We start from the raw sequence: 18018 nt of genomic DNA, 5'->3' as shown, positions 1-18018 counted from the left end.
ATACCACCCCAATTTATTACTCATTTCATTTTATGAAACCTTAGTCCATGTTGTGAGCACAATTTAAAATAAATAATATTATACAATTTTTTTCTGCATAATTTAATAGGTTTTTATCCACTATATATAGTGAAAATAAATTTTGGGCTTTTTAAAAATATATTGTGAAAGGAAGAATTAGAATATGTCCCCTAAAGATACGCCTTACCCTTTTGATGGCATGCCTGATGAGAATTATTTTGGAGAGTTTAGAGAGCTCGTAAGTTCTACAGGAGCCTATGTAGCGGAAGATAACAGCCACCATGATAAGGATAATAATGACCCTGATGATACTTTTAATGAATTTTCAATATTTCCTAAAGTCTAAAATTTGTGTAGTTATAAAATATAAAGTGTGTAGGAGGAAAATATATATTTCCATCCTACACACTTTATATTTAAGCATATTTATTTTTCTTCTAAACCAATGCACTCTTCATCAAAAGGGGGAACAAATTCAAAGCTATCTGTTGAAATTTTACCTCCGCTTTTTTTTAGTAATTCAAATGCATCATATTGCTTAAGGTTATATTGCTTTAAAATAGAGCTTACATCCCTTTTATCATTCCCAGGAATGCGGTTTAAAAATGAACTAAATAGTTCTTCTCTAAAGTACTCTACATCTATTCTAGGTAAATTGGGCAATGGAGAGAATCCATATTCTTCAGCCTTTTCCACACCTGAAATATCATATTTGAAATAGTACTTTTCTCCTCGTCTAGATAATTCTCCTACTTTAAAGGATTCTCCTTGGCTATTTTTCCATATCATCCACATCATATTATTCACTTCGCTAGTCATCCCTCTCACCCTCTTATCAAAAAGATTTATACTTTAGTATATTTATACTTTGGTATATTGCTATTATGATAACTATATACTTAAATTGTTTAATTTTTGTTTCAATCTCTCCATAACTACACTTGGATTTCTATAGAATTCACTAGCACGTATTTTATAAAATTCCCAACCCATCCTTTCAAGGCACATCTGCATTTCATAGTTCTTTTGCCAATTATAATCTTCATCCGCAGGCATTCCAATACACTGAACTGCTATTTTTTTATAATTAGCGCCTTGAATTTCAGATGATAAATCTGTTTCTACAACAAAATCTATAGTATATTTTCCAAGCTTAACTTTTGGTGTAAGCTTATATCCAATGCCTTTTATACTCTTTTCTATATGCTGCTCAAAATCATTTAATAATAAATATTCAGAGGATTTAAGTTCTTCCTTAGGCTGATTCTGCTCAAGGCAATATTTTAATAAGGAGTACCTAACACATTTACTATTAAGGTCCTCTAAATCTACTGAGTGAAATAACCACATTTGATTTCTTGCACGACTGGTAGCTACATTAAATCTTCTTATATCTGACCCTTTAGTTAGGGCTGCGAATTTAGCATTATTTGCAATAACCATAGATAGGAACATTACATCTCGCTCGTCCCCTTGGAATGAATAAGCATCTCCACAGATAAGTCTTCTTTGTAACATTTCCTCCATGCCAAGTCTTTCTACTAACTCACTTTGGATTAATTCAGCTTGTGCATCACCTAGAAGTGATATAACTCCCATAGTCATTCCAATATACTTCTTATCACTACAACACTCTAATATCTTGTCTACAAGGCGGTGTGCCTCCAGTGTATTTAGTGCCTTAGTTTCATCCCTTAATCCCCCTACAACTTTAGAGGTTACTATAAATGGACCAACTTTTTGGGTGGCTTCTATTCTTCTTAAAGGTATTATTTCATTAGCATAACATAATGCATTGCTAAAACCAATTATCTCTGGCACGCATCTAAAGTGCTCCTTTAATAATAACCTGTTTGGAAATACTCTTAGAGCTGTATTATATAAACTAGTTTTTAAATCAAACCATTCTGAATGTGGGATATCTTCTAAATATCTATTAATTAAAGTTTCTACAACAGTATGGTCCTTTCCAATTGCTTCAGGACTTATCTGCTTTTCATCTCCTACAATAATCGCCTTCTTAGCCCTCATTAATACCGTTATAGCTGATATGTCGCTTTGACTGCTCTCATCCACAATTACCACATCAAATAAATTATCTGTAAGCTTTAAATTTTCCATAACCCTATTTATTGGCATAATCCACACAGGAATTACATCTTTGCAATTGTCCATTTCCTTTTGTGCAATTTTTCTATACTTTACCGCCTGAGTACCTGTCCCCTTTCCTATCCTTTTTATAGCTTCCATCCATGTAAATAAGCTTCTTTTTTGAGCTTCAGTAGTACGCTCTATTTGATTAAGCCAACTTTTTTTAGAAACAAGTTCTCCTACAATATATTTTTCTTTATTTTTTTCGCGAGTTATATTTTTTTCTAGCGATTCTACAGAGTCTCCGTCTAATTCACACAAGAAATCATTCCATTTTCTCCACTTCCATGCCTTTTCCCAATCTGTGCACTGTGATTTCTTCATAATTTCATCTTCACCATTTGTTATGTTTTTAAGTAGTATTGGACAACATGCTTGTAATTTATTGCTTAGTTCTTTTAATTCTAACACCTGATGAGCTACTTTCATTAGACTATCTATTTCTACATAAACAGCTTTTATGTCCTCAATGCTCCTTTTGCTTATAGCATTTTGTAATTTTTCTAAGCAACCTATATTATTAAAGGTCTTCTTTATTTCTTCAATTTCACAGCACAATTTATTATATTTATTTATGTGCTTTAAACTCTCGAATCCCTTTTTAAGATAAATATATGTTTCTTTTTCATACCAAGATAGATTACTCGTCAAAGTTTTGACGGTCAAATCTTTGCCAGACGAAATTTTACCGGTTATATTCTTACTCGGCAAAAAATTAATTATATTATTTCTAAAGTCCTTGTCAAAGTCTATAATACTTTGAATACTTTTAATATCCACAGACAATGCACTTATATAGTTTGTGTCTGTTTCATCTATAATCACTGTGCCATAATCTTTTATTGTATTGTTCCAAAAATTTTTAAGTTTTCTTTCTAATAGCTTCAATTTTATATATAAATCAACCACCACTATTTGATCGCTATTATTTATAAGCTCATAATCCACCTTAACGTCTTCAAATAAATATTTAAGATTTCCATGAAGCATCTTGAATATGATTCCAAGTTTGCCTTTTTCTCTAATCGCTTTTGCTACAACCTCAAAGTCATTTTTGAATTTGTTTATATCAACATCCTTTGGTAACTCTAATTTATGATTATTTAATTCTTGCCTTATTTTATTTATGTCTTTTGTATACTCATTACATTTTTCTACTAATTGTTGCCAAAATACCTTTGACTCATTATTAGAGTAATAATGAGTCATCACATTATTTAGCCAGTTATTTTCAAACCCTTCAAGCCTTTCTATGGCATCATCTACAAGTTTTAGAAGCCTTCTATTTCCATAGTCTATAGAATCTACATTATTCCACTCTTTAATATTATCCTCATGAATTTGCTTCTGCTGTTCTAATTTAGATAATTCTGCTGTTTTATCACATAGATCAATTTCTTTAGGCAGTACTCCTATATACTTTTTCATGTTATTTACTTCATAAATTTGCTCTTTTTTAACTACACTTGATAATGAAACTAGCTTTTTAAATTCTTCAGTGCACAATGGCTCTTCCTTATTAAATGCAAGCTTATCTGCTATCCAAGAATAATCATTTTCATTATCTTTAACCCACCTGCCCATATCCATCAATGTATATTTTCGACCCTCATATTCTATTTTCTCATTTTCTCTATCTTCAATACATTTTAAATCTCCATATAAATTTTTCTGTGAATCACGGCATTTAATAAGTTTATATTTTAGTAGCTTTATTTCTTTACGTAATTCTTTAGTATCCATGGATAAATTTTCTGTTATTTTTCTAACAGACTCATCCAATTCTTCCAGTGATTTTGTATCATTCCCCAATATTGAAATGCATAATGCCCTAACTTCTTCTGGTATTTTATTAGATAAAACTCTTAATGCCCTATCTGTTTGACTTGTAACTAGTACCCTCTTACCATGAGCCAATAAATGACATATTAAATTAGCTATAGAATGGCTTTTGCCAGTACCTGGTGGCCCCTGTACAACAATACCATAGTTCTCAGCCAATCTTTTAGTTATTTCCATCTGTTCTCGACTAGCAGGCAGTGGAAATAACACATCTTCTCCTACTTCCTTCCACTCATCCCGCATTTCAATATCTTGTACTACTTCACTCTCTGAGACCAGTGCCTCTATAGTTTTAGGAATAGGAAATCCTGCTCTTATTTGCTCCAGCACATCATTTAGTTCCATATTCCAAAGTCTTGTGTCCACCTTGCGTAGTATTATGCACGGTGCATTGTAAAATCCTATATTGGCTTGGACTAGTATATCTTCCTTTGAACTTAGCTCCTTAACATAGAACCCTTCTTCCTGGGCATTTAAAAGCATAGCTATCTCTTCAAAAATTTTTGAAGCCCTTTCGATATTTCTCACATCTAGAGCCATGTCTTTTGCTTTATTGCGAAGAACTAGTAAACTATCCAGGTTTACCTCTAAGTATTCATTTAAAAACTCAAGTTCCACATTGGTTTGATTATTATATGGCTTTAACGTAAATGCTTTTTTCATGGAGTCAAATTTTATTTCCATCTTAGTTGTAAAAATAGGATGGACTATTTCTTTATCTTCCTTTTTCCAAGTTAAAAGCCCATTTGACCAAATTATCTCTAAATCCTCACTATTTTTTTCTAATTGCAAATATATTTTTTGAAACTTACTATATAACACTTTTGCTCTCTCATCTATAGTTAACCAACAATCCTTATTTTCATCACAATTAAATGTAATTCCAGGAGTATTTTGAATTTCTTTTTGCCAATATACACTTTCATATTCATTAATATTTCTTATAGTTTTCTCATTCATATTTTTAATGCTTAATAAATAGGAAAATACTTTTTCTACTTTATTATTAATATCCAAAGTTTTGTTACCTCCAACATCTTAATTAAATCATCTTCTTCAAAGCTGCAATATAAGTCACATTCAAATAATGTAAAAAGTCTTATTAAAACAGAATTCGTTTTAACAAGACTTATAATTATTTACAGGAGTCTCTCTCCACTATTCTATAAGGTAATACAAAATGTTTTTCATCAACCACTAAATTATTTATAGATTTTATAAGCATTCTCATACTTACAGAGCCCATATCATACATTGGTTGAGATACGGTAGTAAGTTTAGGATAAAATATTGAAGCTGAATAAATATCATCAAAACCCATAACATCTACATCTTCTGGAACTTTAATATCTCTATCTCTTAATGCATTTATTACTCCCATGGCAATTTCATCACTAGCGCAGAATACTGAATCTATCTCCATGCCTTTATCTAATATAGCATTAATTCCCGCATAACCGTCTCTAGCCTTAACTCCACCAAAATAAACTAAATCATTATCCAGGTTTATTTCCATTTCCGTGAGGCCCTTTTTATAACCTATGTACCTTTTAGATAAGGCATTGACTTTTTCTGTAGTGGTACCTACATATGCAATTTTTTTGTTGCCCTTATTTATCAAATATTTTACCGCGTCTGATGCTGCCATTACGTTGTCAATAGAAACGCTAGGAAATATTCCATCCTCATCTGTAGTTTCTACTAAAACTGTTGGCATTTCAAGCTCTTTTATTAAACTTATAATATTTTGACCTATGGAATTACTCATGTATATAACTCCATCTATCATTTTCTCTTTAAGTATTCTTAGTGCTTCCATTTCTTTATCTAAATCTGAATCCGCATTACAAAGCATAATATTATAATTATAAATATTAGCTACATCCTCACAACCTCTAACTATTTCAGGATAGAATTGATTTGATATATCCGGTATAATTATTCCTATTGTGCTGGATTTTTGTGTTTTTAAACTTCTAGCAACTATATTGGGTCTATATGATAATTTTTTTATAGCGTCTTTTACCTTTTTCTTAGTGTCTTCGTTTACCACATCTATGTCATTCAGAACTCTAGATACTGTGGCAATAGAAACTCCCGCTTCTCTTGCAACATCTTTTATTGAAGCAGCCATATTCTCAACTCCTATTTTTTTATCCGATTATTTTTCTTATTATATCATTATACTTATAAAATCTGCTTATTTCAAGCTATAATGCTAACTTTTAACTATTAGTATAGTTATAGTGTTGCCCATTTAAATAAATTTTACAATAATATCCGCACTTTATGATTAAAAAGAAAGTATACGACTAATATCGCATACTTTCCAAAATTACTAATTATACTTTTTCTACAGCGAGCTGCAAATCTTCTCCATTTATCTTAACTGCATTGTATTCCCTTTTGATATTATGAATAACTTCTACTGATAATGTATCTCGCTTGATTTGCTCTTCAAATTTTAAAATTACATTTTGAAGCATTTCATTTCCAGTAGCGAAGAGTCTAATCTTATCAGCAACTTCAAACCCACTTTCTTTTCTCATGTTTTGAATCTTGCTTAAGATCTCCCGTAGGTTTCCTTCTTCTTTAAGTCCATCAGTTATATTAGTATCTAAGACTACTCCCATTTCGCCTTCTCCAGCAAATGCATAGCCGGAAAGGCCTTGCATAGTAACAAGTAATCTTTCACTATTTAATTCTATTTCTATTCCATTTACATCTATAGTAACTACTCCGCCATTATTTATTGTTTGAGCAAGCTCCATCTGGTTCATAGCAGCTATCGCTTTTTTGATGCCAGGTATAAATTTACCATATGGTTTTCCCAATACAGGAAGGTTTGGTTTTATTTCAAATTGAACATATTTTGAAAGATCAGCTCCTAGCTCCACTTCCTTAATGTTAAGTTCTTCTTTTACTATATCTCCATAATATTCTGGAAGGGATCTAAGGCTAACTAACATTTTAGCTAGTGGCTGTCTATTTTTTATATTAGCAGCATTTCTAGCACTTCTTCCTAGTTTAACAGTCTTATAAGCTTTATCCATTTCTTCTTCTAAGAGAGTATCCACAAGGTCTTCTCTATACTGCGGCCATGCACATAAATGTACACTTTCTGGTGCATTTTTGTCAAAAGTAACTACTAGATTTTGATATAATTCCTCTGTTACAAATGGTATAAAAGGAGCTGCTATTTTAGCAAAAGTTGTGATAACTCTATATAATGTCATATAAGCGCCTATCTTATCATCTGTAAGTGACTCTACCCAGTATCTTGATCTATTACGTCTTACATACCAATTAGAAAGTTCATCAACAAAGGCTTCAAGTTCAAGAGCTCCTTGAGTTATTCTGTAGTTTGTTAAATGATCATCTGTATTCTTAACTAATGAGTTTAATTTTGACATCATCCATTTGTCCATAATATTTTGGGACACGAAATCCTCATATTTAGTTGGATCAAAATTATCTAAATCAGCATATAAAATGTAGAATGAATATACATTCCAAAGTGTTCCTATAAACTTTCTTTGTGCATCAATAACTGCATCTTCATAAAATCTTGAAGGAAGCCATGGAGCACTAGCAGTATAAAAATACCATCTTAGAGCATCTGCTCCTTGATTCTCAAGCACTGTAAACGGACTGAGCACATTCCCTTTATGCTTAGACATCTTAATACCGTTTTTATCTAAGACATGGCCAAGTACTATACAGTTTTCAAATGGGTTTGTATCAAACACAGTAGTAGATATTGCAAGTAGTGTATAGAACCAACCTCTTGTTTGATCTACTGCTTCTGAAATAAATTGAGCTGGGAAATTAGCTTCAAACATTTCTTTGTTTTCAAATGGATAATGATGTTGTGCAAATGGCATTGATCCTGAGTCAAACCAACAATCTATAACTTCTTCTACCCTAGTCATTGACTTATTACATTTTGGGCATTTTAAATGTACCTTATCTATAAATGGTTTATGAAGTTCTATTCCTTCTGGAACATCTATTCCCTTTTCATTAAGTTCTGCTATACTTCCTATCATTTCGCGGTGACCGCAGCTACATTCCCAAATCGGAAGTGGAGTTCCCCAGTATCTACTTCTACTTATACTCCAGTCTATAACGCCTTCAAGGAAATTACCCATTCTTCCCGTTCTTACGTTATCTGGCATCCAATTAATCTTATTATTATTTTCTACAAGTTTTTCTCTTACTGAAGACATTCTTACAAACCAACTATCTCTTGGATAATATAAAAGTGGTGTATCACATCTCCAACAGTGTGGATATGAATGTGTGAATTTCTCTGTTTTATATAAAACATTATTTTCTTTTAGGTATTCTAATATTTTAGCATCCGCATCTTTAACAAAGACACCCTTCCATGGAGTAACACAATCTACGAACTTACCTTCTACATCAACTAAATTAATAAGTGGTAAATCATTTTGTTTTCCAAGCAAGTTATCGTCTTCACCATAAGCAGGAGCTATATGAACTATACCTGTACCATCTGTTAGTGTTACAAAGTCTCCATGAACTATATAGAAGGCTTTTTCTTTTGGAGTATAGAAATTAAACATTTGCTCATATTCAAGGCCTAAAAGATCTTCTCCTTTAAATTCGCGTACCACTTCATACTCGCCTTCTAATTTACTAAGTAGTTTTTTTGAAAGTATTAAAGTCTCATTTTCTTGAACCACTTCAACATAGTCATATTTTTTATTAACTGCAAGTGCTACATTGCTTGGAAGAGTCCAAGGAGTTGTAGTCCAAACAAGTATAGATTTGTCTTCACCTTTCACCTTGAATTTTACATAAGCTGAAGCTTCTTTTACATCCTTATATCCTTGACCTACTTCATGAGAAGATAGTGAAGTCCCACACCTTGGGCAATATGGCATTACTTTATGACCTTTGTATAATAGGTCCTTATCCCACATTTGCTTTAATGCCCACCAAACTGATTCAATATAATTGTTATGATAAGTTACATAAGGATTATCCATATCTATCCAGTAACCCACTCTCTCAGACATTTCTCTCCACATATTAACATAGCTAAAAACACTGTCCTTACATTCTACTACAAATTTTTCTACTCCATAAGCTTCTATTCCTGGTTTCCCAGAAATACCAAGTTTCTTTTCTATTTCAAGTTCTACTGGCAGGCCATGAGTATCCCACCCTGCTTTTCTAGGAACTTTGTACCCTTTCATTACCTTATATCTTGGAATTATATCCTTCATAACTCTTGTTAAAACATGACCTATATGTGGTTTACCATTGGCTGTTGGTGGACCATCATAAAAAGTGAAGGACTCTCCACCCTCATTTAAATCAAAATTCTTTTGAATAATGTCTTTTTCTTTCCAAAGCTTAAGTATATCTTTTTCTATATCCATAAAACTTTTTGAAGCATCATTTTTCTTGTACATAATAAAACTCCTTTCTCTATTTCATTTAATAATAAACACTTAGCTTGCACTGAATTTTTGGAATAATTAAATCATCACCTAGAGGCCTGTTCATACTCTTCGGAACTGCTCATAAACTTCGGGCTACAATATTTTTAAATATAAAAAAACTCCACCCTAAATAGGACGAAGTTAAATTCGCTATGCCACCTATACCATAAATACAAATTAAAGTACTATCATACTTTATTCTTTAACGCAGAAATACGGATAAGCTTACTAAATTTTCAGCTTTCAGCTCCTAGGTGATTTTCTTCAAACTTTCACTATGGGTTCGCACCTTTCCCCACTCTCTGGAAGTTACCTGCTTAAATACTTTTCCTAATCAAAGCTTTTTTTAGTCATAATTAATATAAATAAATTATAAATCAATATGAACTTCTTATGATTATATAATAGTGAATTTTTATTGTCAATTCCTTTTTAATTTTTATTGTATTTTCCATGCTATAATATTGTTAAATCATCACCTTCGGTGCTGAAATGTCGTTAAAAATTATTTTCACGAACATTCATGGATATTTTATTAAAATAGTACGTTAATGCTATGGTTTTATGCCTATAATTACAACTTTTATTGTGAAATATGCATATTTTCATAAATATATGTGATATAATATAAGATAAAAATGAAATTCACGATACTTTAAACTATAAATAGCTACAGAATACGTTTACGTAAATGAATTTATGTTTTACCATACTTGCAAAATATCCTGATTATTTTGTTAATAATTATAATTGATGATGTTTTCCATTGACATACTTTCATTATTATAATAAAATCATTTTATTTAGTTGTGTATTAAAAGAAAATCTTACACTTCTATAAATAAAATTATTATTTTAATGAGAATATAATTCTATTTCTAAAAATATTAATGGAGTCGTTTTACTGGCTTTTAAATAAAAATATATATTTTAAAGGAGGAAGATTATTTTGAAAAATTTAATTTATGTAATTCCAAAAGAAAATCATTCTGACAAAGATATTAAAGAAATTCTACTTGCCCACTCTGAGGTGAAATTCGTTTCTCTAGTAGGTATTGACCTATCTGGAAATGATACCGATGAAAGAATTCCAATGACTATATTTTTAAATGACATTAGTGGTTTCGCTAAGGGTGCTATACAAACTGACGGTTCATCGGTAGTCTTCCCAGGCATTGCTACTCTAAATAATGCTAAAACAGACATGCTGGCAGATTTTGATTGTAATTGGTTCATAGACTACAATTATGAAAACATTGATTTTGAAACAAAATTGCCTGTAGGAACCTTAAAAATTCCATGTTTATTATTACATAATAACATTCCAGTAGATTCAAGGTCTATCTTAAAAAAATCCATTAACTGCTTTAAAACAACTCTTCACAATTTATTCAAAGAATATCCATCTGCACTCGCTTCTTTTGATTTTTCCTATGAAGATATTGATGAAATCCTACTTACCTCTGCTACTGAATTAGAGTTTTGGGTAAAAACACCTAATGATGACGCAGATATAGAGGAACTATCCACTTCTCAAGAACTAAAAGAGCAATATTGGAGTAGACTTAAAGGAAGTGTTCGAACTGCCTTAGAGCAATGCCTTACTTTAATGGAATACTATGGTTTCGAACCAGAAATGGGACATAAAGAGGTTGGTGGCGTAAAAGCTCAACTAGGTGAAACTGGTTCTCTAACTCATATTATGGAACAGCTTGAGATAGATTGGAAGTTTTCTGATGCTCTTCAATGTGCGGATAATGAGCTATTTATAAGAAATTTAGTAAGAGAAACTTTTAGACGCAACAGTTTAGATGTTACCTTTTTAGCCAAACCTGTGCAAGATGTAGCTGGAAGTGGTAAACATGTTCATATTGGTGTAGCCGTAAAATTAAAAAACGGAAAAAGAGTTAATTTATTTACTTCTACTAAAAAACATTTCCTAAGCACTATAGGTTATGCCTCCGCCATGGGTATACTTAAAAATTACGAAGTAATAAATCCATTTATTTCTCCAACAAATGATTCACTAAGAAGACTAAAACCTGGTTTTGAAGCTCCTGTTTGCATAGTAACATCCCTTGGACACAGTGTGGATGTTCCTTCAAGGAATAGATCTATACTCTTAGCATTAATAAGAGATCTTGATAATCCACTTGCTACAAGATTTGAGCTTAGAGCGCCAAATCCACATACTAATACATACCTGGCTTTAGCCACCTTATATATGGGCATGCTAGATGGGCTTGTATACGCAATAAAAAATAATAAATGTGAAGATGACCTTTTAAGTGAATTATCTAAAGCACCCGGCGAGGACAGTGAGTATCTAGAAAAACATAGAGCATACCGAAGTGAAGAAAATGTATTTGATTTCTATACAGATGAAGATCGCGAAGAGTATTTTGGAAAAGCACCTAAAACTATTTATGAAAATCTTCTTGGACTTGATGAATATCCTGAAAAACTTGAAGTTCTTAAGGCTCACGGTGTATTTACTCCTAGTTTACTAAATAGTTTTAAAATGGCTATAACCACTAGATGGGTTACTGAAATAAATAATAGAATATTAAATGCTTATGCAGAAGAAATTCGAAATTCTAAAATGATTCATACTCCTGAAAAGGCTTTAGATTTAGATTTAGCAAATTGGCAAAAAATTAATGATTTAAGGCATTTTATTATGAAGGACACTTATTCTAAAACTAGCCTCTTTACTAAAATAAAAGAAGCTTCCAAAGTTGAAAACTACAAAGAGCTTTCTGCCTTACAACTAGAATTAGATGCGCAAATGGAAGAACTTAGACTCTGTTATAGCAACTATAAAAAGAATTTGTTAGATATTTAAATTATATATTTTAAGTCATTAAAAAATCACCTACATAGTAAAATACTATGTAGGTGATTTTTTATGATAATTTAAATTAATATACTATATTAGTTATCCCTAAACTCTTAAGAATACCTGTTGAAATCGCCTTAGCTAATTTGTTTTGGTAGTCTTCAGTTTTTAACAGCCTTTCTTCTTCTAGATTTGATAAAAAAGATGTTTCCACCAATATAGCCGTAGCATCTGTATTCCTTATAACATATAATTCTGTAGTAACAGGTTTAATCTTCCTATCTTTTCTTCCAGTTGCTTTAATTAATTCAGTTTGAACATTTTGAGCAAGCTTTTCTCCAGCTGAACTCCCACTAAAATAGAAAGTCTCGATGCCACTAACAGTAGAACTATCAAAAGAATTAGCATGAATGCTTACAAAATAATCTGGTTTAGCGTTATTTGAAACATCACATTTATCTTGAAGATTTCTAGCTTGATTACTAGTTGAATAAGGTATATTGTCATTTTTTCTTGTGTACACCGTTTCAACACCATTTTTAACTAATATATCTCCTATTTTAAAAGAAATTTTCAAAACTACATCCTTTTCCTGCGTTCCTTTTACTCCTACTGCTCCTGAGTCGCCCCCTCCATGACCTGGGTCTATTACTACTTTGTAGGTGCTCTTAGTAACATTAATTATAACTTTAACTTTTCTGTCATTATCCTTTATAACTCCTTCATAAGTATAAGTCCCTACTTTATTTAGACAAACTGAATTTTGAGACCATACCACTGCAACATCTTTTTTTGAATTATTACTCATAGTAGCTTGCACCATTTTAGGGAATGTGTATGTGCCACCCACTTGTAAATTAGCCATTATATCTTTCACTGAAGATATTTCATAAACAGAGTCATAACTCGTATCTGTATTTGCAAATCCAGCATAATTCATTAACCCATTAGCTATAGCCCTTGCAGCATTATTTTGATACTTGTCGCTACTTAATAATATCTCTTCATTTGGATTGCTTAGGAACCCTAATTCCATCATTATAGCAGGACAGCTTGTCTTTTTTAATATCCCAAAATTTCCCGTTTCCATTGCTACTTTTATTTCCCTATCATTTGCCGCTGTTGCCTTTATTAGTTCTCCCTGTATTGAACTAGCTAGTAGCTTATTATTAGCAACATCAGATAGATAATATGTTTCAATACCACTGGCCTCAGTATTTGAAGCACTATTAGTATTTATACTTAAAAATACATCTGCCTTTGCATTCTTTGCTATTGCAGCTTTTGCATCATCCTCGCCAGCCGCAGTCCAAGGTACTGAATCAGCGTTTCTGGTGTATACTATATTGAATCCTCTTGTTTTTAGTATATTGCCTAGTTTCAGCGCTACCTTTAAATTTATATCCTTAGCCTTAGCACCATATGCACCAGTGTTTTCCGTATAGAACTGCGCCGGATCTATACATACAGTAAACTCACTTGGTTTTGTAGGTATACTTGGTTTTATAGTTTCGGTATTAAAATTCATTCTAACTTCTTTAGGAAGAGGCTTTCCATCATTAGATTTAACCTTTTCCGTAACTATCAAGGTATATGTCTTATTAGATTCATAATTTTTTACAGGACTTACTATTACCTTTTTATTGTCATTAGCTAAACTAACATTTACGTCTATGTAATTATTATTTTCTCCAACCACCTTAATGTTTGTGCTAGTAGCCGTAGCAGGGCTCAGTGATTTGTTGAAATTCACTGTCCATGGCTTGCTAACTACCACATCGTTTTTAGGACCCATATCTACATAGGTACTAGCCTTAACTATTATTTGCATAGGTATAATCAATGCAAAAGTTAAAATCATAATTGTAAATGCTTTAAAGATATTTTTCATATAATCTCCCCTAACCCTTCATATTTAATTATTTATATAATTTTAAGCCTTCATGTAAATTATGATATTAATCCTGAGATAATTATATTACCATCTCTATAGTTATAAATATTTTTCAAGAATTTATTCAAATTCAATATATTTACTTTTAAAATAGTATATTACCCCATAAAATGTGCCATAATTTAATGATAAATAGTCATATAAAATATTGTCTCTCTATAAAATACGTGTAGTGACAGAATTTGTTTCAATTTAAGGTGAAATATTTAAAAATCATTTAATAAAAGGAGAATTTACATGGAAATAACTTGGCTAGGTCATTCATCCTTCCTTTTGCAAGATTCAAAAGGTAGAACGCTTTTAACAGATCCATTTGATACTACACTAGGATATGAAATTTATAAAGGAAGTCCGGATATTGTAACTATAAGTCATAAGCATTTCGATCATAATTATACTAAAGAGTTAAATGGTAATTTTAAAATCATAGATAAAATTGGTGTGTTCTATATATGTGATATACCTATAAAAGGTACCCCCTCTTATCACGACAAAGATAAAGGCGCAAAGCGTGGTGATAACATAATATTCACTTTTAAGATGGATGACTATACCTTATGTCATTTAGGAGATTTAGGCCATAGTCTTTCAAATGATGATATAGATGCTATTGGAAGTGTAGACATATTGTTTATTCCTGTGGGTGGTAATTACACCCTGGATGGGAAAGAAGCTGCGGAAGTTACTAAGAAAATAAATCCCAAAATAGTTATACCCATGCACTATAAAACTTCACTAGTGTCCTTTCCCTTAGATGGGGTAGAAACATTTCTTATGTACATGAAAAACGCCTCAAAAATAGATAGTAATAACTTAATAATCAATGGTGAATTAAGAGAATCACTGTCTGTTAAAATACTAAATTATATTTAAAAAGGAAGCCCTCCATTTTAAAATTGGAGGGCTTCCCTTTGTATATTTATTCCCATAATACAATTTTATTTTCTGAAATACTCTTTTGTACATCGATGATCCTCTGGTTTGAAGAACCAGTATACTTACTAGCATCTGTCCTTAATTCTTCATGAAATTTACCATCAATAAGTACATCTATAAATTTTAGTAGCCCTAGTTTATCTTTATCTTCACTATTTATTATCTCGTCATATGTGTACCCACTATAACACCAAATATTTAATCCCTGCTTCCTTATTCCTTCTGATAATTTTGATAGTGCTAATGCACTTTCAAAAGGTTCTCCTCCTGAAAAGGTGACCCCTTTTATTATAGGCACATTCTTCACTATTTTTTTCAAAATATCTCCTACTAAAACAGAATCACCATAATCAAAACTTTGCATAAGCTGATTTTGGCAACTTTCACAGTTATGTATGCAGCCAGACACAAAGAGCACAGATCTCATTCCGTCTCCATTGACTAATGAATTATCTAAAAACCCACCTATTTGTAGTTTCACTAAATACACCGCCTTTTATATGATAAAGTAAATCATGAGCAATTGTAGTAATACAATTGCTCATGATTTTAAACAAACTTTATTTAATAGACAGCTGCATGATCCTCAGTATGAGATATCCTATCTGCTCTCTCTGCTGTTTTCCCATTACCAAATCTCTCATCCAAACTTAAGTAACCTGTTACTCTTGAAATTCCTTGTATATTATGACTGCCACATTTCGTGCATTTTTGAACTCCACTTTGAAGATAAGTTCCGCAATCTTTACAATATCTTATATGGAAATTAATTCCCAAATAACTAATGTTTGTTTGCTTATATGCATAATCTAATATATCCATTATAATTTCCCCTGTTGGGTAATCGTCAAGTTCTATATAACTAATATGTCCACCATTACATAATTTATGATAAGGTGCTTCAATATCTATTTTTCCCACAATGGATATTGGATATCCTACAGGAACATGATAACTATTTGTATAATATTCCTTATCCGTAACCCCTGGTATTTCACCAAATACAGCCTTATCTTGAAGTATAAATCTACCACTTAACCCTTCAGCAGGCGTTGCATAAGTGCTCCAATTAAGCTTAGTTTCATCTATTAACTTGTCAGTATACTTTCTTATATAGGATATTATTTCAACCCCTAATTTTCTAGACTCTTCGCATTCACCCTGATGCTTCCCTGTTATGGCTGCTAGAGTTTCCGCAAGACCTATAAATCCAATAGCCCATGATCCATTCTTTAAAATAGGTTCAATGGAATCATTAGGAGTTAATCCTTCACTTCCAAGCATTAGTCCTTGACCTGCTACAAAGGGTAAATCCTTAACCTTTAATTTTTTTAACACATTATATCTATGCATAAGTGCTTCTCTGCAAAGTTCTAACTTAACATAGAGTAATTTATAGAACTTGTCTACATTTCCCTTAGCTAATATACCGAGTCTAGGAAGATTTATAGTTGCCGGTGCAATATTTCCTCTGCCCTTTGTTCCTGCTTCTCCATTTATATTAGAACAAACATAAGTACGACACCCCATGGTAGCCGGTGTAATGCCTTGATCATAGTAAAATTTATTAAAATCAGCATCTAAATTCATAAAAGTAGGGTTCATTCTCTTGCTAGCAACCTTGCAAGCAAGCTTATATAAATAGTGATATGGATCAGTTTTTTCTCTATTTACTCCTTTTTTTACTCTAAAAATTATATTAGGAAATACTGGTTGTTCTCCTTTTCCAAGCCCTTTTTCATATTCTATTAGAAATATTTCACATACCAGCGCTGCGTCTTTAGATTCTGGTATTCCGATATTCATTGAACTAAAAGGCACTTGTGATCCTGCTCTGCTATGCATTGTATTTAGGTTATATACTATGCCTTGCATAGATTGCTCTATAGCTCTTCTTAATTTACGCTCTGCAAACGCATTGATCTTATCTTCATCTACACCCAGGTCTCTAATTTCTTCACGTATTTCTTGCCTTGTGTATTCTATAAATGCTGCCATGTCATTATCAAAATCTGGATGTGACTGGCCTCCAAACATATCGTTCTGCGTTGATTGAAGTAAAATACATGAAAGTTCAGCTGCAGACTCTATCCTTTTTGCTCTCCTTATATAGCCATAGCCTGTATTAAATCCTCTTTCTAAAACTTCTTTTGTTGGTATATGCAAACAATTTACGGTTAAATTGTAACTATCCAAATCATGGTAATATACGTCTCCATTTTCATGTGCTTTTGCTAAATGCTTAGGCATCATAGATAAATTATGCCATTTATTAGATTCACTAGCAATTCTAAGTAACTTAGAACTAAAATTATTGCCCACATTAGCATTATCTCTATCTGTTTCTACTCCTATTTTTTCTATAGCTTTCATAAGATCTGATTTTATTTCTCTAATCTTATTACGTTCACGCCTGTAATTAGAAAAAGCTACTCCAATAGGCTTATGACCATTTTCTAAAAGTTTATCTTCAACAATATTCTGTATTTCTTCCACAGAAAGTTGCTGTTTGTCCAAATCCTCAATTCTTTCTAACACCTTTTGAGTTAGCTCGATAATTTCACTTTCTTTTAAATTAAAAGCTATCTCATCCGCTGCTCCCCTTATGGCATTTGTGATTTTTATCGAATCAAATTGAACCTCTCGTCCATCTCTTTTGACTACATGTAGCATAACTAGGCCTCCCTAAACACAATATCTTGTACTTTGCTTATTATACTCTAGTAAAAATTTTATATCAATTTCACAATTAACTTCTATCATATAATACGCCCATTTAGGTTTTGATTATCTCAATATCC

Annotated in this window: 10 protein-coding genes and 1 other annotated feature; of the genes, 3 read left to right on the top strand and 7 right to left on the bottom strand. The window is 31.8% G+C overall.

Annotated elements, in window-relative coordinates:
- Positions 1-184: 184 nt before the first annotated feature.
- Complete coding sequence (locus tag Ctaglu_RS00340) at positions 185-367, top strand: hypothetical protein (RefSeq protein ID WP_124996917.1); 183 nt, start codon at positions 185-187, stop codon at positions 365-367.
- Positions 368-447: 80 nt separating this feature from the next.
- Here the strand turns inward: Ctaglu_RS00340 and Ctaglu_RS00335 are convergent, their stop codons facing one another.
- The 4 genes from Ctaglu_RS00335 to ileS form a co-directional block, all read right to left on the bottom strand.
- Positions 448-840: a HipA N-terminal domain-containing protein gene (locus Ctaglu_RS00335; RefSeq protein WP_124996915.1), complete on the bottom strand. Its 393-nt coding sequence runs from the start codon at positions 838-840 to the stop codon at positions 448-450.
- A gap of 72 nt (positions 841-912) precedes the next feature.
- Positions 913-5031 (bottom strand): PDDEXK-like endonuclease domain-containing protein, encoded by a 4119-nt coding sequence (locus Ctaglu_RS00330; protein ID WP_124996913.1) that lies wholly within the window; start codon positions 5029-5031, stop codon positions 913-915.
- Between the two features lie 118 nt (positions 5032-5149).
- Positions 5150-6148: a LacI family DNA-binding transcriptional regulator gene (locus tag Ctaglu_RS00325; RefSeq protein ID WP_124996911.1), complete on the bottom strand. Its 999-nt coding sequence runs from the start codon at positions 6146-6148 to the stop codon at positions 5150-5152.
- Between the two features lie 208 nt (positions 6149-6356).
- Positions 6357-9458 carry an isoleucine--tRNA ligase gene (gene ileS, locus Ctaglu_RS00320; RefSeq protein ID WP_124996909.1) on the bottom strand — a complete coding sequence of 1034 codons (3102 nt, stop codon included), beginning with the start codon at positions 9456-9458 and terminating at the stop codon, positions 6357-6359.
- Between the two features lie 158 nt (positions 9459-9616).
- Positions 9617-9835: a binding site (T-box leader), on the bottom strand.
- A 599-nt stretch (positions 9836-10434) separates the two neighbouring features.
- Here ileS and Ctaglu_RS00315 point away from each other — a divergent pair.
- Positions 10435-12333, top strand: coding sequence for a glutamine synthetase (locus Ctaglu_RS00315; RefSeq protein WP_124996907.1), 1899 nt, complete (start codon positions 10435-10437; stop codon positions 12331-12333).
- 76 nt (positions 12334-12409) lie between these two features.
- On the opposite strand, the gene Ctaglu_RS00310 is transcribed toward Ctaglu_RS00315, so the two are convergent.
- Positions 12410-14218: an N-acetylmuramoyl-L-alanine amidase gene (locus tag Ctaglu_RS00310; protein WP_124996905.1), complete on the bottom strand. Its 1809-nt coding sequence runs from the start codon at positions 14216-14218 to the stop codon at positions 12410-12412.
- A gap of 300 nt (positions 14219-14518) precedes the next feature.
- Between Ctaglu_RS00310 and Ctaglu_RS00305 the strand changes: the two genes are divergently transcribed.
- Entirely contained in the window at positions 14519-15154 is a 636-nt protein-coding gene (locus Ctaglu_RS00305) for an MBL fold metallo-hydrolase (RefSeq protein WP_124996903.1), read from the top strand.
- A gap of 46 nt (positions 15155-15200) precedes the next feature.
- On the opposite strand, the gene nrdG is transcribed toward Ctaglu_RS00305, so the two are convergent.
- Together nrdG and nrdD are read right to left on the bottom strand one after the other, a co-directional pair.
- Positions 15201-15698: an anaerobic ribonucleoside-triphosphate reductase activating protein gene (gene nrdG, locus Ctaglu_RS00300; protein WP_124996901.1), complete on the bottom strand. Its 498-nt coding sequence runs from the start codon at positions 15696-15698 to the stop codon at positions 15201-15203.
- Positions 15699-15781: 83 nt separating this feature from the next.
- A complete protein-coding gene (gene nrdD, locus Ctaglu_RS00295; RefSeq protein WP_124996899.1) occupies positions 15782-17890 on the bottom strand; it encodes an anaerobic ribonucleoside-triphosphate reductase in 2109 nt (702 codons plus the stop codon).
- Positions 17891-18018 lie beyond the last annotated feature (128 nt).

The sequence above is a fragment of the Clostridium tagluense genome, assembly GCF_003865095.1.
GTDB lineage: Bacteria > Bacillota > Clostridia > Clostridiales > Clostridiaceae > Clostridium_AD > Clostridium_AD tagluense.
Note: the sequence above shows the minus strand (reverse complement) of the source record. Positions and strands in the feature narration are given on the sequence as shown.

What these genes read in the sequence shown, in the direction of transcription:
- Ctaglu_RS00335 (WP_124996915.1), bottom strand. Translation starts at nt 840, where the DNA reads ATGACTAGCGAAGTGAATAATATGATGTGGATGATATGGAAAAATAGC.
- nrdD (WP_124996899.1), bottom strand. Translation starts at nt 17,890, where the DNA reads ATGCTACATGTAGTCAAAAGAGATGGACGAGAGGTTCAATTTGATTCG.
- Ctaglu_RS00305 (WP_124996903.1), top strand. Translation starts at nt 14,519, where the DNA reads ATGGAAATAACTTGGCTAGGTCATTCATCCTTCCTTTTGCAAGATTCA.
- ileS (WP_124996909.1), bottom strand. Translation starts at nt 9,458, where the DNA reads ATGTACAAGAAAAATGATGCTTCAAAAAGTTTTATGGATATAGAAAAA.
- Ctaglu_RS00325 (WP_124996911.1), bottom strand. Translation starts at nt 6,148, where the DNA reads ATGGCTGCTTCAATAAAAGATGTTGCAAGAGAAGCGGGAGTTTCTATT.
- Ctaglu_RS00310 (WP_124996905.1), bottom strand. Translation starts at nt 14,218, where the DNA reads ATGAAAAATATCTTTAAAGCATTTACAATTATGATTTTAACTTTTGCA.
- Ctaglu_RS00340 (WP_124996917.1), top strand. Translation starts at nt 185, where the DNA reads ATGTCCCCTAAAGATACGCCTTACCCTTTTGATGGCATGCCTGATGAG.